We start from the raw sequence: 22081 nt of genomic DNA, 5'->3' as shown, positions 1-22081 counted from the left end.
TCTCTATACCGTTACCATCTGAAATCATCCCTATTCGCCTAATATCTTTTTTTCACGGTTATGATATCCGGTTGTAAACGTTATCTCATAGTGATAACGCAACTTTTCAACGATCTCGGCTTCCGCGTAATAGTCCAGATCTTGCTTCCGCGCAGCTTCAATTAACAACGCATCAGCATGGCGACGCAACATATTACTTCCCTCCTGAACCCGGCCTCTTTCGTAGGCGCGCAGGGCTTGTTTGATCAGGGGCACGGTTTCACTTAATTTGATCGTCTTCTCCACCTTGGGATCTTCCGGTTGTCGCAGCATGCCCAGATGACTGGTGTACTGAATATACAACTGTTCTCTTCGTAACAATACACGTTGACTTTGCTTCAACTTCCTTGTGCTCCAGTAGGCTGAACATACGGCAGCTTTTCCTGATACACGGGGTCCCATGACGAATTCAAGCAAAATTTGTTTACTCTCTCCCTTGTACATATCCCCAAGTCTCAATAACCAGCCAATATCCGTTTCTTTGGAACGACATCCATAGATGCCTTTTAGCTGTACTCCATATTCCGGTTTGAGCAAAAGTTCCAAATCTCTTGATACAATTTTGGGTGCTATTTTCCTAAGTCTTTTGGCAGGGGCACCGTTACGCCACTCTACCATCATATATACGGGGTCGGCTCCCCCTGTCGGTATGGCCTCTTTATTCCACGAATAAGATACTTCAAAGACTGAGTTCACTGGTAGTCTCTCCCCCGATTTATGTGTATTATCTTCTAAGTTATCAGGGTGAATGGACACTATATTGTCACGGAACACATGTTCTCATTAAATTTTTCCAATATATTAGTTTTATATCCCTAAATCCGTCTCAATACGACAATAAACGACGAAAAAGCCTGGCACTAGGCCAAGCTTATCAATCACTTATCTATGACAAGTCCCAAATTAAACAGTAGGATGATCGATTCCCATTTTGTGTAAATATTGTGCACCATCTGCTTCGGTTACCGGTGCATAGGTGACACTGTCAATGACCAGCTTACGCCCTACTGGCTCTCCATTAACAGTGATCATGATCGTTTTGGTTGATGTGTTTTGATCTGTTGTGTACATATGTTTCTACTCCTTCATGTTCACGATCTTATATTCAATCGGATATATTGGTATCGTTCATTAAATTGCGCATTTGTGAATAGCATGCACCCGGAACTGAAGTAAAAGATCTGTTAAAACGGTCCGGTGTGCTTGCCTATCATTCTATTACCCCACAGATTTGTAAGTTAAACAGCCCTGTTCCTAAATAATTTTAGATATTTCGGGTAATAAAACGATATCATCTTGAACCCATCGTCCCGGTTTTGACGTATAATGTAAGAGCCGTATTTCAACAATAGACGACGAATTCGGCGATGGATCTATCTAACCGAAGAAAGAGGTGTTAACGATGCCAAAATCCATTCAGGGTTATTTCATTCGGGTGTTATTCACCACATGCATTCTATTTACCGTTTCGATCGCTTCGACAGTAAGTGCAGCCAGTGCCAATATTTTTACGGATATATACAGCGGATGGGAGCGAGTCTCCGAACTGCCCGGAGAAGTGAATGCTCTGCAGGAAAGTTATAAACAAACGATGGAGCAATTAAATCAAACGTCTGCTCAGTTGGGACAAGCCCAGGCCAATGTCGAAGCATTTAAGACCCAGAACGAACAACTGCTGGCTCAGAACCAGAAACTCACTGAAATGGTAAGTAAATTACAGGACGACCAGAATGCCAAAGCAGCTACCACCAAACGAATTCAGACGACGATCATCACTGTCGTTTCTCTCATATTGGGTTACTTTGTTCTGATTCGTGTGATGCGCTGGGGAATGCGTCGCCGTTCCGGCCGAGTATAAAAGAACAGGAGCAACTGCATGAACATACACCTGAACAATGCTGAAGCAGGCGGAGCTGGACAAGTTGTCACATTTTCACTGATTAAAGATGACCGCCTTCATATTTTGCATCCGCAGCAAATTGTGGCCTTCCGCGGTCCAAGTGGGAGTCGCAATGATAAATTCATGAATATTACGGGCATATATCGCAAAAAAAAGCTGATTAAATCCGAAATCACCGGACCTTGCCAATTTGTGGCTGCCCTGCCTCCCGGATTCACGATGAAGGAAGTGGAGCTCACGGAGGACAGTGATCTGCTCTATGACTTCCGCCACCTGTTCTTCTACTCTGATGGTGTAACCATGCATACCAAAATTCAGAAAATCAAAAACATGCTGATCACCCGTGATGCAGTGAAAATGAAATTTTCCGGCAAAGGCAAAATCGGATTGCTCACTCAAGGCCAGGTCTGCCAACAGGAGCTTCACCCAACAGCGCCGCTCTATGTGGATGCTGGCAGCATTATTGCCTATCCCGAAAATGCACATTTGGAACTCACCGTATATGGTAACAACCTTGCCAGTCAGCATATGAATTATCATTGGAAGATGACAGGACATGGATCTGTACTCTTTCAGGCTGGACGTGAGAATCACCGCTTGGAACAGGATCTTAACGATGAGGGACTGTTCAAACGAATTTTGAAAGAAGTGATTCCTTTTGGCAATGTATTGATCAAATAAGCTGTTAGTTGATGAAACAGACCGACTAGTTGCCACTATGCTCCAGTGGGGTGGTCACCACGCGGTTTCATGTTATAATAGTTCAGACAATTGAAGAAGAAAATCCATGCCTGTGGCATGGGAGAGGTTCGCGAACTCCCTCTATAAGACTTGACCATGTGATGGTCAGTATAAGTCTTGCGTACACGTTACTTAACGGAATGTACGTAAAAAACTAAGGACACTTACTCTTACCTGCTTTTTTGAAGCGGTTATCGAGAAGGTGTGTTTTTTGATGGATGCCAGTTCATGAACTTCTCTGTTCTTCCGACACTCTATGCCTACGTGCATGGTTTGATCTCAAGAAGATAGAGAGGTTTTTTTATGTTGAACGAAGAAAAAGCAGTCGTTGTATTCAGCGGTGGTCAGGATAGCACCACGTGTCTGTTCTGGGCCAAACAACAGTTTGCCGAAGTCGAGGTAGTTACGTTTGATTACGGTCAGCGCCACAAGCAGGAGATTGAATGTGCAGCCGAGATTGCTCGTGATCTGGGTGTACAGCAAACGGTGCTCGATATGAGCCTGTTAAATCAGCTTGCCCCCAATGCGCTCACTCGCACGGATGTCGAGATTACGCATGAAGAAGGCGAACTGCCGAGTACATTTGTGGATGGACGGAATCTGCTGTTCCTCAGTTTTGCGGCCATTATGGCAAAGCAAAAAGGAGCACGTCACCTGGTTACAGGTGTATGCGAGACGGATTTCAGCGGATACCCGGATTGCCGGGATTCATTTGTGAAATCGATGAATGTGACGCTTAACCTGTCGATGGACTATCCATTTGTCATTCATACCCCGCTCATGTGGCTGGACAAAGCCCAAACGTGGAAGATGGCCGATGATCTCGGTGCCTTTGATTATGTACGCGAGCGTACCCTGACCTGTTACAACGGCGTGATCGGCGATGGATGCGGAGAATGCCCTGCTTGCAAACTGCGCAAAGCCGGACTGGATCGCTATGTACAGCAACGTTCTGCTGCTGAACCGGCGGGAGTGGATGTACGATGAGAGAACCTGGAACATTCCGTATTGTAGAGCATCTGCAACGCATCGGAGAAGATATTCTACCCACCCAGCTGCGCTATCACCGCAAACGTGTGCTTGTAAGCAAAGAATTTACCTTTGACGCAGCACATCACCTGCATTGTTATGAAGGCAAGTGCAAGAACCTGCACGGTCATACGTATAAAGTTATTTTTGGGATCAGCGGTTATCCGGGTGAAACCGGACTGACGGTTGATTTTGGACATATCAAAGATATATGGAAAACTCAGATTGAGGGATATCTGGATCATCAGTACCTTAACGAGACACTTCCTTTAATGAATACAACGGCTGAAAATATGGTCGTTTGGCTGTTCGAACAGATGGAACATGCGCTCCAGACAGAACCCTATGCCGGGCTGACCGATGGTGGTCGGACGGAGTTTGTCCGACTCTTCGAGACACCAACCAGTTACGCGGAAGCGAGACGGGAGTGGATGATCGATGAGTAGTGTGATACAGCAGGTGAATGAGACGGGAACTCGCAAAGAGGCCCGTATTCCCGTGATGGAGATTTTTGGTCCAACGGTTCAAGGCGAAGGCATGGTCATCGGGCAAAAAACGATGTTTGTTCGCACCGCGGGCTGCGATTATCGCTGCTCCTGGTGCGACTCGGCCTTTACCTGGGACGGCAGTGGCAAGGACCAGATTCGGATGATTACGCCAGAGGATGTATGGGAAGAATTGCGCCGCGTTGGCGGCACCCGTTTCTCCCATGTCACCATCTCCGGCGGTAATCCCGCCCTGCTCGCTTCGCTGGGCGGATTGGTTGCCCTGCTGCGGGAGAACGGCATCCGCACCGCGGTGGAGACGCAGGGCTCTCGCTGGCAGCCTTGGCTGGCGGACATTGACGAAGTCACTGTCTCGCCCAAGCCACCCAGCTCCGGCATGGACACCGATTGGGCCGTGCTGGATGATCTAATCGGACGGCTGGCCGCTGGCCCGGTAAAACGAAGTCATAGTCTGAAGATCGTGATCTTCGATGAGACAGACCTGGACTATGCCCGTCGTGTGCATGTACGGTATCCGGGCACGGATCTATTTTTACAAACCGGGAACCCGGATGTGACTTCCGCCGATACGCCAGATCTGGCGTCCTCACTGCTTGCTCGTTATGAGTGGCTGATCGACCAAGTCAGTGCCTCCGATGACCTGAATGATGTTCGTGTGCTTCCACAGCTTCATACGTTGGTATGGGGCAACAAACGCGGCGTGTGATGGGCAGAACTGGTGGAATGGGTAGCATAATGTAAGGATGAGGACGCAATGTCCTCAGAAAACAAAAGAATTAAACAGGCGAAATCGCCTATTCAAATATACTGCGAGGCTTCGGCTTTGACGGAAACAAGGAGCGTTTACGAACCGATGAGACAACCTGATGAGATGCAAGATGTGACGTTGCTGGGCAACCAGAACGTAAAATATACGTTTGAATATGATCCCGGCATTCTTGAGAATTTTGATAACAAACATCCGTACCGCGATTATTTTGTAAAATTTAACTGCCCGGAGTTCACCAGCCTGTGCCCGATTACGGGTCAGCCGGACTTTGCGACGATCTATATCAGTTACATTCCTGATATCAAAATGGTCGAGAGTAAATCACTCAAGCTGTACCTGTTTAGCTTCCGTAACCATGGTGATTTCCACGAGGATTGTGTGAATATCATCATGAACGACCTGATCAAGCTGATGGACCCACGCTACATCGAAGTATGGGGCAAATTCACACCGCGCGGCGGCATTTCCATTGACCCTTACACGAACTATGGTAAGCCAGGAACGAAGTATGAGCAAATGGCTGAGCACCGTATGATGAATCATGATATGTATCCGGAGACAATTGATAATCGTTAATTCGTCAGGTTCAAACATCCTGTATATAAAATAGAATCAAAGAATGCCAAAAGCCGAACTCTGCTATATAAGTTGAACTAAAGATTATTTACACTGACACTACGATGACAGAACAACCTTCCAATCGCTGTTATCCCCAGATTTTTTTCCATTCCCTTTTCTAAAGGGGAAAATCCGGGGATGGCGTATGCTTCCGATGCAGCTTTCTTTCAGAAAGCTTTTAGGCAAACGCTTCGCTTTTTCAGGTTTTTTCTGTCCTCTCCGTTATCGTGTAAATGATTAATTCAGCTTATATAGCTTAAAAAGTTCGGCTTTTTAGTATAAACCTGTAGAACCTCCGTGTATCAATCCTAAGCTTGGAGTCACTTTCAAGTAGATTGATCTTCCTTTAGTTCTTTGACTTTTTTAATGTAATGTCTCAACATAAGCACACCAATTGACTGAAAAATGATAAAGATGACGATAGCAGCAGATAGAGATTTCGGTGCAACATAGATAGCCTGAAACGTTATGACAGCCATATATAAAATGGTCATTACCAGCTCGCGTTTGGCGGATTCATAAGGTGATAAGGATTTCATATCCATCCCTCCTCTATCCTTTTTACACACAAATATGGATTTTCTTACATTAGATGCTAAAGTAATACGTTTCTTTTGTAAATGTAATGCTATAAATAAACACCTCAGAAATAGAGTTGAATTCATCAACGTTTTCCTTTGTTCCCCTTGTCGGTCCAATCAATCTATCCTATTATGTAACAATATGCTTACACGCATATAATACAACATCAGGCGCTGATCCCTCGTGACCGCGACCAAAGGAGAATTGTACATGTCTACACAAACCTCATTAACCAAGGACGCCACAGCGCGTTCGAAAAACCCACCCGGATTGGATGCCCAAAGCACCGTATACCGGATACTCATTGCAATAAGCCTGGTTCATCTGTTCAATGATTCGATCCAGTCGGTCATTCCCGCCATTTTTCCGATTCTGAAAGACTCTATGCATCTCACGTATACTCAGATCGGATGGATCTCATTTGCTATCAACTTTACCGCATCCATTATGCAGCCTGTCGTAGGCTGGTTTGCTGATAAAAAACCGACGCCATCCATTCTACCTATAGGCATGGGTTTTACATTTACCGGCATGTTGCTGTTGGCCTTCGCTGACAGTTATATGGCTGTCCTGATTTCCGTTATCTTTGTTGGTCTGGGTTCCGCTGCTTTCCATCCAGAAGGTTCGCGTGTATCACACATGGCTGCCGGTCAACGCCGTGGACTGGCACAGTCCATCTTCCAGGTCGGTGGTAACGCCGGACAATCCCTTGCCCCATTGCTCACACGCTGGATCTTTATCCCGTTTGGACTGTTCGGTGCCATTGGATTTACAGGCATTGCTGCCATGGGAATTGCAGTTCAAATCTACATAGCCCGTTGGTATGGACGCATGCTGCAATCGGGAGGATATCTGCGTAGACAGGCTGCTGCCCGTCGTGCACCCAATCCTGCTTTGCGCAAAAAGATTACTGCCGCCATTACGCTATTGATCTTGCTTGTCTTTGTTCGTTCCTGGTATATCGCTTCCATTGGCAGCTTCTATGCGTTTAATCTGAAAGATACCTTTGGATTGTCCACAGAGGACGCGCAGATCTATATCTTCTTGTTCCTTGCTGCCGGAGCACTTGGTACGTTCTTCGGAGGCCCACTGGCGGATCGATTTGGCAAACGTAATCTGATCTTCCTGTCCATGGCTGGAGCTGCTCCGCTGGCGCTGTTGCTGCCCTATGCGAATCTGTTCTGGACAGGCGTACTGCTAACCATTATTGGTTTTATCATGTTATCCAGCTTCTCGGTTACGGTTGTATATGCACAAATGCTGATTCCAGGCAAAATCGGAACGGTTTCCGGTCTAATTACTGGTCTTGCATTTGGTATGGGAGGTCTGGGTGCACTCGTGCTGGGCAACTGGATTGATGTCTTCGGTGTATCACCCGTGATGCAGATGTGCAGCTTCCTGCCATTGCTCGGGATCTTCACGTTCCTGCTTCCATCCGATAAATTGCTGAATATCTGGGCAAAAGAAAACGGTAGTGAAGAGTAAAAAATACATCAACAGGTGTCCATTTTTTATTCTATATTAGATCCAATCCTTACGTGGCAGCATCGCCCTTATAAGACGTTATCTTGCGCTAACGAACCTGAAAGCTTTTATTTGAACGAATACTGCCGGTTTCGCAATCTAAAGAATCTGAGCAACGCTATTCCCGAGAAAAAGGCCGACAACCTTGGAATGTGCGTGTGAAATGCAGAAAAAACGTGTCTGAGATTCTTTAGAAATCGGGATTAGTGAAATATCGCCGAATAACGTCTGCTGAGTTCGTTAGATTTCACTTTAGTCACCTGCATTTACAGTGAATAAAATGTTTGAACCAAAACAAAAGGGTTCTTGCCAACTCTGTATTCACAGACTGGCAGGAACCCTTTTTTGTATTGGTTGTTCTCGTATTTAGCTTCAACCGTTTATTCCACGTCACACATGACAACGTTGCTACCTTGAGCTGTAATTAGTTCCTTCACATCTTCAAATTCAAGGAATACCGTTGCCGTATTTTCCATCGGATGAATTCCGATTTTCTGACGAACTAGATCCTTGTCAAAAACTACGGTCACGTTTTTCTGTATGTTATTAAACACTCCCATAGGGTTCACGTGCCCTTTTTCCAATCCGAGTAACTCCAACAAATCCTTTTCACTGGCAAAACTTAATTTGCGGCTAGGTATCTTTTCGCTTAAACTTCTCAAATCAACGGACTTCGTTCCAGCAATCGTCACCAGATAATAGTTGCGCTTCTTATCATCACGCAGAAACAGATTTTTAACGATACGTTCTGTATGTGGAATCTGATAAGAGAATATTTCCTCCATCGTGTATACTGCGGGATGTTCAATACTTTCGTAAACGATATTATTTCGATCTAAAAGATCATAGAAACCCTGTTTGTTTAACATAACAAATTCATCTCTTTCAATATAAATATTCTTTTATAATACTACTTATTCTGTAACCTTATTTCAAACGCTGAAGGATCAGCCGTTTTTTGTACAGCATTTTACCTGCTTCGGCTACATCTCGAATTGTATTTTTGTTGCTCACTGAACCAAAGACCATGCCGGCAATAGGCACGAGTTGGAACAGTTTCTTCCAACCAAAGGATTCACTGTAGGAGTTAAAAACTTCCCGCCAGCCCTGCATCTGCGATACCACTTCAATGGGCTTGTCCGGATCGTCGTATGCTGCCAGTTCTTCAATAATCGCTTTCTTGCCTACAATATCAGCGGAAGAGAATTGCAGACATTTGACAATAAATATACGTTCCAGCGGTTCATCGGGATCATAGCCGTAACATAGTGCCATCTCCTGCAGCACCTTCAGAGAAAGCCCCATTACCATCGGAATATCTGCTGCAATGGTTACAATGCCACCAAAACCTGTAGCTGCTCCCTGAGCCGCAGCAAACTTGGTTCGACTCTCGGTAATGTTATCAGCAACCTGGTCCAGCACCTGAAGTGGCAGATTCTCCACACTATGAATTTTCGCTGTTCCCTCCGCTTCAGCTTCCTGCTCCAGACGATAGGTCGTGTCCATCATGGAATAACCGGACTTCTCTGCTTCCTCTTGCAGCAGCTTGGCTACTTTTTTCTTCTGTACGAGGAACTTGCCCCCATGCTGTACATACTGACCCACGTCGTTCAGGGAATCTCCAATCTTCTGTTTCAGCGCTTTAGGCATCACTCTATCCAACATCGCAAAGGGCAAACGCCCGATTTTATCCCATATAAACAAGTCCTTCTGTTGTTTTTCCCATTTCAAAATCTGTTCAAGTTCCTTATCCAACACCTCGCGTGAATCCATATGTGATCCTCCTAATAGGTTCTGCATCGTAATCTGTATCTTTCTCATACGCAGAAATCATCGTTGTGGTTGCTTTGTTTTGTGTCCAGGACACATATGTTCAGGCCACTCTATCTTATCGTTCACATACAGAAGAGCCCTTAATCAGCATCACTCGCTAACTAAGGACTCTCGTATGAAAGGTTAAACGATCTCTTATTTTGCTTCCGCTACTGCGCTGCCATCCGGTGCCGGAACACCGAAATCAGGTGTGCCATCTTCACGCCAACGAATCACTTGAGCACGGGCGTGACGGTTCGGATCATACAAAGGATCACCCTCGATGTCTTTGTAATTACGGGCATGATAAATCAGAATATCGGTCTTTCCATCCGGTGACACCGTAAAGCTGTTATGGCCCGGACCGTATTGACCGTTCGCTTCACAAGTCTGGAATACCGGCTCGGGTGATTTCACCCAGCTGGCTGGATCAAGCAAGTCGGCATTTTCATCTGCGGTGAGCAGACCCATACAATAATTGTAATCGGTCGCGCTCGCCGAGTATCCAATGAATAACCTTCCATTACGATGCATCACAGCCGGGCCTTCATTCACCTTAAAGCCGATGATTTCCCAATCGTACTCAGGCGTAGAGATCATGACCTGTTCGCCGCGTAGCGTCCAAGGGTTTTCCATTTCGGCAATGTACAGGTTCGAATTGCCCACAATATCCGGATCTTTTTGTGCCCAGACCAGATAGCGGATACCCTTATGTTCAAAGGTCGTTGCATCCAGTGCGAATGATTCCCATCTTGTGTGTATCTGTCCCTTTTCAACCCACTCTCCTTCGAGTGGATTCGCGGAATCGTTCTCCAGAACATACATCCGGTGATCGAACAGTCCTTCGTTGGTCTCACTGGTGTGAGCCGCAGCGTAATGTATGTACCATTTGCCATCAATAAAATGAATCTCCGGTGCCCAGATGTTGGCACTCATTGGCCCTGTGTCACGCTTCGTCCAAGCCGTTACTGGCTTGGCATCTCTTAACTCTTCCAAAGTCTCTGCTCGCCGGATCTCAATCCGGTCAAAGGCGGGTACGGAAGCGGAGAAGTAATAGTAACCGTCCGTATGACGGTACACCCACGGATCAGCGCGCTGCTCCAGAATGGGATTAGTAAATGTAATAGAATCAGTCATGGGAATGCTCCCCTTTCAAATGTTGTTTGGCTCGAAGTTTGGGGATGTAACCCAATTGCGCAAAAAACGAAAACCTTTTTGGGTTGTGCACAGCAGACGTTCGGGGGCGGTAGGGCCTTGGTGCTCTCTTGTCCTCCGATTTCTTTTCCTACCGCTCCTGGCGGTTGAAATCGGATGCCAAACTCGCTCCTGCGGCTCCTTCCTCCCCCTCTCTGCTTGTGCACCTTGGCGCAGCAGCTCGCTCTCACCGCGCTCGCTGGGTTACAACCTCACTTCGAGCCTTTTGTTGGCTCGGTCTTATGGGGTTGACCGCTTCGCACGGTCAACTCTCCCCATGTAATGCTTGGCTGGCCGCAGAGCTATAGGCCAGCTTTGTCGTGCACAGCGGACGTTCGGGGGTGGCAGGGCCTTGGTGCTCTCTTGTCCTCCGATTTCTTTTTCCACCACTCCTGGCGGTTGAAATCGGATGCCAAACTCACTCCTGCGGCTCCTTCCTCCCCCTCTCTGCTTGTGCACCATCGGAGCGGCAACTCGCTCTTACCGCGCCCGCTGGGTTACAACCTCACTCCGAGCCTTTTTGTTGGCTCGGCCTTATGGGGTTGACCGCTTCGCACAGTCGACTCTCCCCATGTAATGCAGGGCTAGCCGCAGAGCTATTGGCCAGCTTTGCCATGCACAGCAGACGTTCCGTGGCGGTAGGACCTTGGTGCTCTCTTGTCCTCCGATTTCTTTTTATCACCGCTCTCTGCGGTTGAAATCGGATGCCAAACTCGCTCCTGCGGCTCCTCCCTCCCCCTCACTGCTTGTGCACCTTCGGAGCGGACGCTCGCTCTTTTACTGCTCGCTGGTCGAACCTTACTCCTCGGCTGCGCTGATCTGCTTGCCCCAGACCGCGATGCCGCGGTCATTGAGACCTGTCACCACCAGCGCAGGTTGGCTTCGCTCCCAGTCCCAGGACGGCAGCAGTTGCAGCTCTTCCGTGGAAGCTCCGCCCCATGGGCTTTCTTTCCACTTCAACGTCAGTGTTTGTTTGTCATCAAACGTCCAGGTTCCTGAACCTTTTTCGCTTTGGATTTTTCCTTTGTCCGTTAGGGTATAAGGCACGGCCTGAATCTGCCCGTCTACGGACGGATCAAGCGCCATGCCTTCCCACTCCCCGGCAATCATGGACTTCGGAATGTCCTGTGCTGTCTCACCAGCGTACCGTTCAGGTGAAACCACAGGCCAGCCGTCCTTGGTCCATAACATTTTACGTACATGCAGATATGGCCAGTTTTTATCCGTCTCACCCCGTGCATGATGCACGATGTAATAATCGCTTCCGTCCTTCAACACAGAGTTATGTCCGGGCGCAACCCAGCCCTCGCCTTCCGTGAAGCGATACCCCCCGAGAATTTTGGTGCCGATCTCATATTGCGGCAGATACTCTGTATCCAGCATGTTATTGCCGTTTATGTCCGTGTACGGTCCTGTGATTGAATCAGCACGCGCAACCCGCACGTTATAGTCCTCGAATAAGGAATCATATGAGACGAACAGATAATATTTTTTGAACTCCGGGTTATACACAATGTATGGACCTTCCACTGCACCCTCTTCAGTTGCACGATCCCGAGCAGCAATACGAGTACCATAACCCTCGTCCTTGAATTTCCCGGTGTCGGGATCAAGTGGCGCAATGTAGATGCCGTCAAAGAATGAACCATATACCATCCACGAATTGCCCTCAGCATCCACAATGGGATTGGCATCAATGGCATTTAATTTGTCTTGTTCATTCGCAGAGGTTTTCACAACCAGTCCTTCATCTGTCCAAGGACCTTCGGGAGATGAGGATGTCTGAAGACCAATAGCCGACTGGGTACTGCCAAAAGAAGAAGCCGAATAATACATCCGATAGGTATCACCAGCCTGAATCACATCCGGTGCCCACAGATTGACCGCACCTGTCCAATCCAGCGCTTCTTGCGGAATGCCGGGCAGAGCCTGACCTACCCATGTCCAGTGGATCAGATCATCCGATTTGCGTACCATGACGCCTGGTTTCGCTTCTCCTGCTACACGAACGTCTGTGGAATAGACGTAGTATCCCTGATCTGTTTTGATAATGGCCGGATCATGCGCATTGTTCACCGTCCAGCGTGATTCATCTTCCAAAATGGAAGTGTCATACAACGAAGTATCTTGAGGAGCTTCAGGGAAGAGCGGACGGGACACCGTTTCTCCTGCTCCTTCTCCGGAACAACCTGTAGCTCCAACAATCAGCATCAGCAACATGGAAGCAACAACCCCTCTCTTCGAAAATGTCCACCGTCGGAATTTCTTCCGCTGGTTCATCCCTTCACTCCTGAAATCGCAACCGACTCAATAATCTGTTTCTGGAAGATCAGGAAGATGATTAATACAGGTAACAGAGCCACAATCGACGCCGCCATAATAAGTGGGTAATCGGTTTGAATTGCATACGTGGCATTAAAGTTTGCGATAACGAGCTGTAACGTCTGCTTCTCCGGTGAATTCAGATAGATAATCGGTGCCAGATAATCGTTCCAGATACCCATGAACCAGAGAATCAACTGTGCAGCAATCGCCGGTTTGATGAGTGGAAACGTAATACTGGAGTACAGCCGGAAGTAGGAACTTCCATCGATTTTGGCCGCCTCAATAATCGCATCAGGTACACTAAGCAGGTATTGGCGCAGGAAAAAGATCATGATTACGTTACCAAACAGGCCAGGAACAATCAGTGGCAATAGCGTATCCACCCAGCCCAGCTTCGCAAACATGATGAATTGTGGGATCATGACTGTTGGATAAGGAATCATCATGGATGCCAGCAACGCGAGAAACAGTTTATTTTTGTGTGGGAATCTTAATTTGGCAAAAGCAAAGGCTGCGATACTGGACGTAAACGTACCCACCACCGTTACACTCACCGCAACGATGAGGCTGTTTTTGATCCCGCTGAGCAGCGGACCTGCTTCCCAGATTTCTTTATACTTTCCAAATTGGAATACTTCAGGTATCCATACAGGCGGAAGCGCGAACACATCTTGCTTCTCCTTCAATGACGTGGACAACATCCAGATCAGTGGTGCAATCATTGCAATTGCCCCAATCGCAAGTACGATAAAAATGATCGAGTTTGTTAATTTCCTCTTTTGACTGTAAGACATCTCCGGTTCACTCCTTTCCTTGACAATCAATCCCCATCATAGGCTGATTTTTCGTTCATTTTGAATTGCACCAGGGTAATGACAAAAATGAAAATACCAAGAATCATGGCCATCGCTGAGGCATAACCCATCTGCAAGTTACTGAAGGCTTTCTGCCAGATGTAGAAGACGATTGATGCCGAAGAATATTCAGGACCACCAGTAGGCGTCATAATGTTCATTTCGGTGAAGATCTGGGAACCGCCAATGATATTTGTAACAATAAGGAAAAAGGTGACTGGCTTCACCATAGGCCAGGTGATGTTACGGAAGATTTGGAACCCATTCGCTCCATCCAGCTCAGCCGCTTCGTAGTATGTACGTGATACACTTTGCAGTGCCGCCAAGTACAATAACATCGTGTATCCGAGACCTTTCCACACCGTCATAATAATCAGAGCGGGTTTGACCGTGTCTTTGTTCGCGAGCCAGTTAGGACCTTTAATCCCAAACAGATCAAGGAACTGGTTCACTAGACCATAATCCCCGTTGTACGCCCAGTTCCACATAATGGACACCGCAGCGAGGGAAGAAATGACCGGAATGTAATAGATCACACGGAATGTCGTTGTGCCGGGAATTTTACGATTCAGACCCATCGCCAGCAACAATGCGAGCAACAATCCAATCGGAATACCAAGCATCAGGAAAAATGTATTAAACATCGCTTTGTAGAAGAGGTCATCCGTGAGCAAATCCTTGAAGTTGGCCAAACCGATAAAGTTCATCTGTCCCAGTCCGTCCCAATCCGTAAAGGAACCATAAAGGGAGTAGAGGAACGGGAACATGACAAAGATCAGCAATCCAAGAATCGGAGGTAAAATAAACAGATATCCGTACAGCATCTCTTTGCGATACAAACTCGATTTCGTAATCACGGCGTTCACCCCTGTTTCTAGTATCAGCATGTGGCATTCTTCGATTGAACCTTGCCGATCAACGAATGCCACATGCCCGTATGGAATCCAATAAGTTCCAATACGAATGATGCCAGCAGCATGATTGCAGGCTGCCGGCATCACCCTTTCCTATCTACTATTTCTGAGATTTCTTTTCTTGTTCAACCGCTTTGTCGAGCAGTTTTTGCATTTTCGGTTGTTGCTGCTTCACATAGTCTGCGGCTGTAATCTTGCCATCCAATACCGGCTGGATGTCCGTGAAGAACAGGTCATACCATTCCGCATTGTACGTGTAGTTACCTGGCAGAGCCCGGCCGTAATCCTCAACGATATCAATGAATTCCTGTTTGTTGGCTGGTTTCGTGGATGTATCTTTGGCCCACTCGTCTGCCATATCAAGCAAGTTCGGAATCTGTACCTTGGCATCTACCAGTTGCTGCATGCCTTCCTTCGAAGCCGTAAGGTAGTTCACCAATGCTGCTGCTTCTTCCGGATGTTTTGTCTTCGCCGATACTCCGATTCCCAGAGATCCGATCCACGTTGCCGACTTGCCAGTAGATCCCGCAGGGAATGGCAGCAAATCATAATCGAAAGGTAATTTCTCAAATGTACTCATATCCCATGGCCCTACAGGGAAGAAAGCCATTTCACCTTTCATCCAGCGTTGATACGTATCCAATGTTTGCGCTTCCTCAATGGAAGGTGTGATTTTGTATTTGTTTTGCATATCCGCGAAGAATTGCAGTGCTTCCGCGAATTTTGGATCATCAATCGTTACCTTAGTTTTGGTCTCATCCAACCAATCCCCACCGTTGCTCCATACAAAGGATTGCAGTGCCCACTGTACGTTGAATCCGGTACCGTACACATCCGGTTTACCGTCCCCATTGGTATCTTTGGTCGCTTGCTGGTTCACCTTGATGAACTCTTCCCATGTGTATGGTTTATCCTTGTCAGGGAGTGGGATGCCCTCTTTTTCAAACAACGTTTTGTTGTAGCCCAGTGCAAATGGCCCCAGATCCTTCGGCATACCGTAGATATCGCCCTGTCCTGCCATTTTTCCATCATAACGATACAGGTCCACGCCGTATTTCCAGATATTATCGAGATCCACATCCGGATTGTTTTCAATATACGAAGTGAGGTTCATCAGCACATTGCTGTTCACATACGCTTTCACGTCACCCGGATTGATATAAAATACGTCAGGCAAGCTGTTGCCTGTAATTGCCGCTCTCAGCTTGGTTGCATATTGATCCGCAGCCGTTACGATAATTTTGACTTTCACACCCGGATGATCTTCTTCGAATTTCTTGACCACCGCCTGGTATGCTTTCTGCTCGTCAGTACCGCCGCGGAACATAAACGTTAACTCCTTGTCCCCACTTGCACCGCTGCTTCCTCCGCATCCCGCGAGTACCAGCGCACTCACCAGCATAAGAAGCATAAATGTGACCCAACTCTTTTTCTTTACCATCTGAACCCCTCCTGATCTGGACTTGTAACCGTATTCAATTGGATGAAATAAGATTTCTGTTGTTAAATTTATCAAATCCAGATCACTTTAGTCAACACTTTTATAAAACATTTTATATTTATATAAAATAAAATCAGTATTTCGGCCAGCCATTCGAGTCCCAAAGCAAGTCATTAATCAGCAATTTCGGATTGCCATTATCCTCTGCATCATAGGCATGTCTTGCGATGACATTACCGTTGTACACGTCCTGACCACCTGGACCTTTCCATTTCACATTGCCTGTATCCAATATCGTTCCGCCACCATTCAGCATATTAACTCCGTTTTTGTCCACATAAGGGCCTGTTATACTGGTCGAACGTCCATAGACCATTTTGTAGGTACTGTTCACCCCTTGGCAGCAAGAATCGATGGAAGCAAACAGGTAATAGTAGCCGCCACGATATACAATACTTGGTCCTTCAATAGCCCCTCCGTTATTCGGGCGCGCAGCAATGGAAGTTATACTTCCCGTCGGTTTCATCGTATTTTTGTCCAGCTTGACAATCTTCAGACCGCTCCAGAAAGAACCGAAGGCTAGCCATGGATTGCCTGAAGCATCAATGACCAGATTCGGATCAATGGCATTATAATTATTGGCGGTCGTGGTTTGAAGCACCAATCCTTCGTCCTTCCATTGGCCTGCACCGATACTGTTCGCAGACGCAAGACCAATTGCAGACCGATTGGAACCAAAGGTGGAGATCGAATAATAGAGCCATACTTTTCCGTTGTACTGCTCTACGTCCGGTGCCCATACATCCAATCCGCTTTGTCCCGGAACGGCAGAAGCCCACCAGGATGGCTTACTTAAGAAGATTTGTGGAACACGATACCAGGACGATCCATTATCGGATTTCAATACTTGAATGCCCGGGCCGGTTGAAAAGGTGTACCAGGAACTGCCCTCTTTGATAATCGACGGATCATGAACAGCGGTATCTCCGGTCAGATTCCAGAACGCCGCCAAAGCTTTTGACTGACCTGCCAGCAGTAATACCATCACAAGTAATGCCGGTAACGCCATGCGTTTCCACTTAAACCTCTTCACATTGCTTAACTTTTCCAAACCAAACTCCACCTTTCCTGATCAAATGGTTAATTAGGTTCATGAAGTAATGAATCAATTTAGGTATAATAGGATTATAAAAGCGGTTACATTACATTTCAATGGTATATTTCAAATATATGTGAACTGATTAACACTTATTTTAACCGGAATAGTGAACAAAATATAGATTATATTTTCGTATTTGCGCTATACACAAGGGTTTTGGCTTCTATTTCTCCACCCTTCCCTTCCATGAGGGAATGATTTATAATTATCTGAAATAAAACATATAAATGTGCAAATGTCTGTGTCGAAGACTTTGTTCAGAACGGGGAAAGGAAATCCACCTATGATTTATATTAAAGATCTGATGTCGGGTGTGAATATCTTCAAAGCGCTCAGTTCGGAAATCCGGATTCAGATCATCGAGCTGCTGGCCAAGAACCAAAGCCTTAATCTCAATGATCTCGCAACCAAGCTAGGACTGAGCAATGGTGCCATCACAATGCATATCAAGAAGCTTGAAGAGAGCGGATTGATCGAGATCAACACCGCCGTTGGCAAACATGGAATTCAGAAGATATGTTATCTCAATGAGGAAAAATTGATGGTTGATCTGCGTTCACAGGAGATTAACAATCGTTATGAGGTGGAAATTCAGGTCGGTCATTACAGCGATTATCAGGCTGCACCTACATGTGGTCTCGCTACCCGGGACAGCATTGTTGGAGAGTTCGACGATCCGCGTTACTTTGCTGATCCACTGCGAATTGATGCGGAGATGATCTGGCTGGCTGAAGGTTATCTGGAATATCGGATTCCCAACTATCTCAAGCCTAATCAGTCGTTTAGCGAAATTCAGTTGTCGATGGAACTGGGATCGGAGGCCCCTGGCTTTTGTGACAATTACCCTTCGGATATTTATTTCTACATTAACGGTATTGAGATTGGCTGCTGGACTAGTCCGGGGGATTTTGGCAATACACGCGGTACCTTCAACCCGGAATGGTGGCCTCCGCACTTGAATCAGTACGGCATGCTGAAGCTGATCCGGATTACACAGGAAGGCAGCTATATCGACGGATGCCGCATCTCGGACGTGACGTTGGACCAGATTGGGCTGGATTACAAAAGCGATATTCACTTCCGCATTGCGGTTACGGACGAACCTTTGAACAAACGGGGCTTAACGATCTTTGGCAAAAACTTCGGTAACTATGGACAGAATCTGCTCGCTCGGGTTCTCTATAACGTGCAAGAAGAGTAGAGCCGGCTCTGACTATTCACTCGATATTAAGCCTCGACCGATTTGCTAACGTAACTGTTCAACACAACAACAGCAACAACAATGTGTCTTCAAAAGGGTGCTATCCAGCACTCTTTTTTTCATCTCGCCTAAGAACTTATTCAACCAAGTTGAAACAAACATACTGGATGATATGACTTCCTATAGACCCTTTGTGATCCTCCATGTTGTTCACCATGTCGTGATATAATAATGGCCTGTAATGACAAAATGGAATAACGGGCGGGGATACCTTTTGAAATTGGAGCGATTAATCTCAATCATATACAAATTGCTGAACCACGAAGTATTGTCTGCTTCCACCTTGGCGGAAGAGTTTCAGGTGTCCCCAAGAACGATCTATCGGGATATTGATGTAATCTGTGCCGCCGGCTTCCCGGTCGTCTCCCATCAGGGACTCAAAGGCGGCTACGGCATGATGGACGGATACAAAATGGATAAAAGCTTGCTTGGTTCTTATGATGTGGATTCCCTGATCACGGTCCTGAGCAGTCTCTCCACGGTCTTTGAAGATGCACGTGCACAGGGCACAATTGAACGTCTGCAGACGATTGGACCGGAGCATCAGAACTCAAGTCTGTCTGTGGATCTGGAGACTCGCCGAACGGAACCCGATGCCCTTCCTCATCTGCGTAAAGGTATTACAGAACATCAGGTTGTCCGTTTTGACTACATCAATACAAAAAATGAACATACACCCCGCCATCTGGAACCGGTAAGGCTGCAATTCAAATATCGTAATTGGTATGTGTATGGATTTTGCCAGACACGGCAGGATTATCGCGAGTTCCGACTGTCCCGGATGATGAACGTACAACTGACATCGGAACACTTCCCACCCCATCTTGAGATTCCTCAAGAGACGGTTGTATCAGATCCGTCATGGAAAGATCAGGTAAGTGATGTTGTATTTCGGGTGAACCCGGAAAGACTTGCGGAAGCCATGGATCATTTCCAACAGGCAGATAAGCAATTTCATGAGGGTGGAAGTATGACGATGCGGATCCAGGTTCATCAACCGTTACAAGCCAGATGGCTTTGGTCGTTTCTGCTTAGTTTGGGAAGTGGTGCTGAGGTGCTTGAACCGATTGAATTACGAGGCATCCTGAAAGAACAACTTCAAAATGCACTTAAGCTCTATGAAGAAGTATGACACGCTGTTGTCATACTTCTTTTTTTATAATCATCTCAGTAAGTTAACCCAATCTATCGCGAAATTAAAGGAGACGATTATCAATGAATCATCCGGAGCAAATGTATAATTACCACGCATGGGCCACTCAAACCATCCTGGGCAGAATCAAGGAACTGCCCTCTTCCGTACTGAGTCAGGAAGTGAACAGTTCCTTTCCAACCATTGCTCATGCACTCAGCCATATCTACGCCGTAGATAAAATGTGGTACGAGGTATTGAATGGCACTGGCATGCCCGAGGCACTGCAAGCATGTATACCACTCAATAGTGAAATTCACGGTTCTGTGGATGAGTACATCAAACGTTTTACCGACCTGTCGGCACAATACAGTGAGTGGTTACGAGGCCAAGCGGATCTGGAGCAAACCATTCTACTCGATAATCCATTTGCCGGCGTTCGCGAAACCAGCTTATCGGAAATCATATTCCATGCTGTTAACCACGGCACCTATCATCGAGGCAATGTTTCTACCATGCTGCGTCAATTAGGGCATGCCTCCATCATGAATGACTATTCACTCTTTTGGTATCAGGAACCGGCTCAAGTATAGTTGACAATCGGATGGAACATGTACATTGTATCCCCGTGACGTCGAGAAATGAATTGAGAAATTGGTTGCAGACGCATGGAAAAGTCGAAAAATATTGCTGGGTAATGATAAGCATAAAACCCGTGCCAAATACCCTGCTGTACTTGGACGTCGTTGAGGAGGCGTTGTGCTTTGGCTGGATCGATGGAGTCAAAAAGAAAATATCCGAGACTCAATTAGCACAGAGATTATCTCCTAGGAGTAAACGTAGCTCATGGACTGAATTGAACAAGGAACGTGTCCGCCGTCTTGAAAAGTTGGGCTTGATGCATGACGAGGGTAGACAGGTTCTTCCTGTTATGGAGCAGAATGCTTTCATTATTGATAATGTGATCGAACAAAAGCTGAAAGAAGACCATCAGGTTTATGCAAATTTCATGTCCTTTCCTACCCTGTATCAAAACGTTCGGATCGATACGATCCAAAGTGTTAAGAATCAGCCAGCATTATTCCAGAGCAGATTGGATAAGTTCATAACCAACACAAAGGAAAATAAAATGTACGGTCAATGGCATGACAACGGACGGCTTTTGGACTATTGAATTTTCCCTTTTCCCTGAGACAGCAGACAGGACCTCCCTATGAGGAGGCCCTGTTTTGCTTTTTTTATTCGGTCAGGTATTAATGATTCTGCCTGTATGTTTTGGGAGATTCGCCAAAAGCTTTCTTAAACTGGCGGGTGAAATAATTACTGTCGTTGAATCCACATTCATACGAAATTTCCGTGATGGATAGATTCCCGTTTTTCAACAAATGACATGCCTTCTCCAGACGCAACTTTTGCAGATAAGAGATCGGAGTCATCTGATAATAGGATCGAAAAATCCGGTTCAGATGCCTTATTGAGATATTCGACTTCCCCGCAATATCTTCTAGCGACAGTGGCTCCAGATAATGATCTTCAATATATGAAATGGCATTTGCCAGATGCATCAGATTATTACCCTCAATGCCCTTCTCTTGCGTATCATATTGCCTCGACAAATAAACAACCATCTCGGTAAGACGTGAGATCAACATCGTCTGATACCCTTGCTGTTTACTCTGATACTCCTCAATCATGAACGATATCAGTGATTCTACATACTCCAGACTGGAAATGGATAACGCCAATTTACTCGGAAACGAGTGAATATTACGATAAAACGGTTCCAAAACAAACAGCGCCTGGAAGCCGTTAGATTTTTTCAGATCGGGCCCAGCCGAAGCAAGCATCTCAGGACTGAACATAATGTTACAGATCCTAAAATCATGAGGGTCTTTATACGCATGATGGGTGTCGCCATTAATCACAAATGCGTTCCCTTTTTTAATAAAAAATTCCTCGGTGTTCACCACATGGGTTGCATGACCACTCAGAACAATGACAAGTTCCGTAAAGTCCACATGATTATGAAGTTCCATGTCTTGGTCGTGTCCACCATACTGAATGAAAAATGGAAACTGTTGATCTGAAGTAAACCATCTCAAATATGCATTACTCAAAAGCATTCCCCTCCGCAAACCATGTTGGGTTGAATGTCTATATCATGCTATTCGAGGACCGAAAAATCAAGGTTGGAAATGATTAAAGACGATATAATTCCCCTTGTAGCAAGGATACATTTCATACGTTCACGTTCAGATCCATATTAAACTCTCGAAATGAA

General features: G+C 46.2%; 23 protein-coding genes. 11 read left to right on the top strand and 12 right to left on the bottom strand.

Translation table 11 applies throughout. The features are described 5' to 3' along the window. Positions 1-30 precede the first annotated feature (30 nt). On the bottom strand, positions 31-735 hold the full coding sequence (locus tag MKY87_RS21905; RefSeq protein WP_339785754.1) for a hypothetical protein: 705 nt from the start codon (positions 733-735) through the stop codon (positions 31-33). A 207-nt stretch (positions 736-942) separates the two neighbouring features. After that, complete coding sequence (locus MKY87_RS21900; RefSeq protein ID WP_167544395.1) at positions 943-1110, bottom strand: hypothetical protein; 168 nt, start codon at positions 1108-1110, stop codon at positions 943-945. 331 nt (positions 1111-1441) lie between these two features. Here MKY87_RS21900 and MKY87_RS21895 point away from each other — a divergent pair, with 331 nt between their 5' ends. The 6 genes from MKY87_RS21895 (at position 1442) to queF (ending at position 5560) form a co-directional block, all read left to right on the top strand. Further along, on the top strand, positions 1442-1897 hold the full coding sequence (locus MKY87_RS21895) for a hypothetical protein (RefSeq protein ID WP_036611459.1): 456 nt from the start codon (positions 1442-1444) through the stop codon (positions 1895-1897). A gap of 18 nt (positions 1898-1915) precedes the next feature. Beyond that, the gene (locus MKY87_RS21890) at positions 1916-2620 is read left to right on the top strand and encodes an AIM24 family protein (RefSeq protein ID WP_036668803.1); all 705 of its coding nucleotides are present in this window, start codon (positions 1916-1918) and stop codon (positions 2618-2620) included. Between the two features lie 366 nt (positions 2621-2986). Further along, complete coding sequence (queC, locus tag MKY87_RS21885; protein WP_340967522.1) at positions 2987-3667, top strand: 7-cyano-7-deazaguanine synthase QueC; 681 nt, start codon at positions 2987-2989, stop codon at positions 3665-3667. Next, positions 3664-4155, top strand: coding sequence for a 6-carboxytetrahydropterin synthase QueD (queD, locus tag MKY87_RS21880; protein ID WP_036611465.1), 492 nt, complete (start codon positions 3664-3666; stop codon positions 4153-4155). The genes queC and queD overlap by 4 nt, the downstream gene beginning before the upstream one ends. Continuing rightward, positions 4148-4921: a 7-carboxy-7-deazaguanine synthase QueE gene (gene queE / locus MKY87_RS21875; protein WP_340966176.1), complete on the top strand. Its 774-nt coding sequence runs from the start codon at positions 4148-4150 to the stop codon at positions 4919-4921. Before queD ends, queE begins: the two co-directional genes overlap by 8 nt. A gap of 147 nt (positions 4922-5068) precedes the next feature. Next, positions 5069-5560 (top strand): preQ(1) synthase, encoded by a 492-nt coding sequence (gene queF / locus MKY87_RS21870; RefSeq protein ID WP_340966174.1) that lies wholly within the window; start codon positions 5069-5071, stop codon positions 5558-5560. A 368-nt stretch (positions 5561-5928) separates the two neighbouring features. Here queF and MKY87_RS21865 read toward each other — a convergent pair whose 3' ends face one another. Beyond that, entirely contained in the window at positions 5929-6141 is a 213-nt protein-coding gene (locus MKY87_RS21865) for a hypothetical protein (RefSeq protein WP_340966173.1), read from the bottom strand. Between the two features lie 253 nt (positions 6142-6394). Here MKY87_RS21865 and MKY87_RS21860 point away from each other — a divergent pair, with 253 nt between their 5' ends. Further along, the gene (locus tag MKY87_RS21860; RefSeq protein ID WP_076319042.1) at positions 6395-7669 is read left to right on the top strand and encodes an MFS transporter; all 1275 of its coding nucleotides are present in this window, start codon (positions 6395-6397) and stop codon (positions 7667-7669) included. A 419-nt stretch (positions 7670-8088) separates the two neighbouring features. Here MKY87_RS21860 and MKY87_RS21855 read toward each other — a convergent pair whose 3' ends face one another. The 8 genes from MKY87_RS21855 to MKY87_RS21820 form a co-directional block, all read right to left on the bottom strand. Then, positions 8089-8577, bottom strand: coding sequence for a YbaK/EbsC family protein (locus tag MKY87_RS21855; protein ID WP_340966172.1), 489 nt, complete (start codon positions 8575-8577; stop codon positions 8089-8091). Between the two features lie 58 nt (positions 8578-8635). Further along, positions 8636-9481, bottom strand: coding sequence for an EcsC family protein (locus MKY87_RS21850; RefSeq protein ID WP_340966171.1), 846 nt, complete (start codon positions 9479-9481; stop codon positions 8636-8638). 195 nt (positions 9482-9676) lie between these two features. After that, entirely contained in the window at positions 9677-10657 is a 981-nt protein-coding gene (locus tag MKY87_RS21845) for a glycoside hydrolase family 43 protein (RefSeq protein ID WP_340966169.1), read from the bottom strand. An 855-nt stretch (positions 10658-11512) separates the two neighbouring features. Beyond that, complete coding sequence (locus tag MKY87_RS21840) at positions 11513-12934, bottom strand: arabinan endo-1,5-alpha-L-arabinosidase (protein WP_340967521.1); 1422 nt, start codon at positions 12932-12934, stop codon at positions 11513-11515. Positions 12935-12990: 56 nt separating this feature from the next. Next, positions 12991-13833 (bottom strand): carbohydrate ABC transporter permease, encoded by an 843-nt coding sequence (locus MKY87_RS21835; RefSeq protein WP_036611483.1) that lies wholly within the window; start codon positions 13831-13833, stop codon positions 12991-12993. Positions 13834-13859: 26 nt separating this feature from the next. Then, positions 13860-14750, bottom strand: coding sequence for a carbohydrate ABC transporter permease (locus MKY87_RS21830; RefSeq protein ID WP_036611613.1), 891 nt, complete (start codon positions 14748-14750; stop codon positions 13860-13862). A 157-nt stretch (positions 14751-14907) separates the two neighbouring features. Then, positions 14908-16248 (bottom strand): ABC transporter substrate-binding protein, encoded by a 1341-nt coding sequence (locus MKY87_RS21825; RefSeq protein WP_091033985.1) that lies wholly within the window; start codon positions 16246-16248, stop codon positions 14908-14910. Positions 16249-16381: 133 nt separating this feature from the next. Continuing rightward, positions 16382-17317: a glycoside hydrolase family 43 protein gene (locus MKY87_RS21820; protein WP_433583924.1), complete on the bottom strand. Its 936-nt coding sequence runs from the start codon at positions 17315-17317 to the stop codon at positions 16382-16384. 373 nt (positions 17318-17690) lie between these two features. Here MKY87_RS21820 and MKY87_RS21815 point away from each other — a divergent pair, with 373 nt between their 5' ends. From MKY87_RS21815 to MKY87_RS21800, 4 genes are all read left to right on the top strand, one after another. Beyond that, entirely contained in the window at positions 17691-18608 is a 918-nt protein-coding gene (locus MKY87_RS21815) for an ArsR/SmtB family transcription factor (protein ID WP_091033990.1), read from the top strand. Positions 18609-18882: 274 nt separating this feature from the next. Beyond that, positions 18883-19800: a helix-turn-helix transcriptional regulator gene (locus MKY87_RS21810; protein WP_340966167.1), complete on the top strand. Its 918-nt coding sequence runs from the start codon at positions 18883-18885 to the stop codon at positions 19798-19800. Between the two features lie 83 nt (positions 19801-19883). Beyond that, positions 19884-20393 carry a DinB family protein gene (locus MKY87_RS21805; protein WP_340966165.1) on the top strand — a complete coding sequence of 170 codons (510 nt, stop codon included), beginning with the start codon at positions 19884-19886 and terminating at the stop codon, positions 20391-20393. Positions 20394-20404: 11 nt separating this feature from the next. Further along, positions 20405-20974, top strand: a complete 570-nt coding sequence (locus tag MKY87_RS21800) for a YdeI/OmpD-associated family protein (protein WP_340966164.1) — start codon at positions 20405-20407, stop codon at positions 20972-20974. Between the two features lie 79 nt (positions 20975-21053). Here MKY87_RS21800 and MKY87_RS21795 read toward each other — a convergent pair whose 3' ends face one another. Continuing rightward, entirely contained in the window at positions 21054-21923 is an 870-nt protein-coding gene (locus tag MKY87_RS21795) for a helix-turn-helix domain-containing protein (RefSeq protein ID WP_445669429.1), read from the bottom strand. Positions 21924-22081: the final 158 nt, after the last annotated feature.

It is taken from the genome of Paenibacillus sp. FSL R7-0198 (assembly GCF_038000415.1).
In the GTDB taxonomy this organism is placed as follows: domain Bacteria; phylum Bacillota; class Bacilli; order Paenibacillales; family Paenibacillaceae; genus Paenibacillus.
Note: the sequence above shows the minus strand (reverse complement) of the source record. Positions and strands in the feature narration are given on the sequence as shown.

Excerpts from the sequence above, each read along its gene's own strand:
- MKY87_RS21835 (WP_036611483.1), bottom strand. The coding sequence starts at position 13,833 with ATGTCTTACAGTCAAAAGAGGAAATTAACAAACTCGATCATTTTTATC.
- MKY87_RS21890 (WP_036668803.1), top strand. The coding sequence starts at position 1,916 with ATGAACATACACCTGAACAATGCTGAAGCAGGCGGAGCTGGACAAGTT.
- MKY87_RS21840 (WP_340967521.1), bottom strand. The coding sequence starts at position 12,934 with ATGTTGCTGATGCTGATTGTTGGAGCTACAGGTTGTTCCGGAGAAGGA.
- queE (WP_340966176.1), top strand. The coding sequence starts at position 4,148 with ATGAGTAGTGTGATACAGCAGGTGAATGAGACGGGAACTCGCAAAGAG.
- queF (WP_340966174.1), top strand. The coding sequence starts at position 5,069 with ATGAGACAACCTGATGAGATGCAAGATGTGACGTTGCTGGGCAACCAG.
- MKY87_RS21900 (WP_167544395.1), bottom strand. The coding sequence starts at position 1,110 with ATGTACACAACAGATCAAAACACATCAACCAAAACGATCATGATCACT.
- MKY87_RS21800 (WP_340966164.1), top strand. The coding sequence starts at position 20,405 with ATGGAACATGTACATTGTATCCCCGTGACGTCGAGAAATGAATTGAGA.
- MKY87_RS21865 (WP_340966173.1), bottom strand. The coding sequence starts at position 6,141 with ATGAAATCCTTATCACCTTATGAATCCGCCAAACGCGAGCTGGTAATG.
- MKY87_RS21820 (WP_433583924.1), bottom strand. The coding sequence starts at position 17,317 with ATGGCGTTACCGGCATTACTTGTGATGGTATTACTGCTGGCAGGTCAG.
- MKY87_RS21895 (WP_036611459.1), top strand. The coding sequence starts at position 1,442 with ATGCCAAAATCCATTCAGGGTTATTTCATTCGGGTGTTATTCACCACA.
- MKY87_RS21845 (WP_340966169.1), bottom strand. The coding sequence starts at position 10,657 with ATGACTGATTCTATTACATTTACTAATCCCATTCTGGAGCAGCGCGCT.
- MKY87_RS21825 (WP_091033985.1), bottom strand. The coding sequence starts at position 16,248 with ATGGTAAAGAAAAAGAGTTGGGTCACATTTATGCTTCTTATGCTGGTG.
- MKY87_RS21805 (WP_340966165.1), top strand. The coding sequence starts at position 19,884 with ATGAATCATCCGGAGCAAATGTATAATTACCACGCATGGGCCACTCAA.
- MKY87_RS21795 (WP_445669429.1), bottom strand. The coding sequence starts at position 21,923 with ATGCTTTTGAGTAATGCATATTTGAGATGGTTTACTTCAGATCAACAG.
- MKY87_RS21860 (WP_076319042.1), top strand. The coding sequence starts at position 6,395 with ATGTCTACACAAACCTCATTAACCAAGGACGCCACAGCGCGTTCGAAA.
- MKY87_RS21855 (WP_340966172.1), bottom strand. The coding sequence starts at position 8,577 with ATGTTAAACAAACAGGGTTTCTATGATCTTTTAGATCGAAATAATATC.
- queD (WP_036611465.1), top strand. The coding sequence starts at position 3,664 with ATGAGAGAACCTGGAACATTCCGTATTGTAGAGCATCTGCAACGCATC.
- MKY87_RS21815 (WP_091033990.1), top strand. The coding sequence starts at position 17,691 with ATGATTTATATTAAAGATCTGATGTCGGGTGTGAATATCTTCAAAGCG.
- MKY87_RS21850 (WP_340966171.1), bottom strand. The coding sequence starts at position 9,481 with ATGGATTCACGCGAGGTGTTGGATAAGGAACTTGAACAGATTTTGAAA.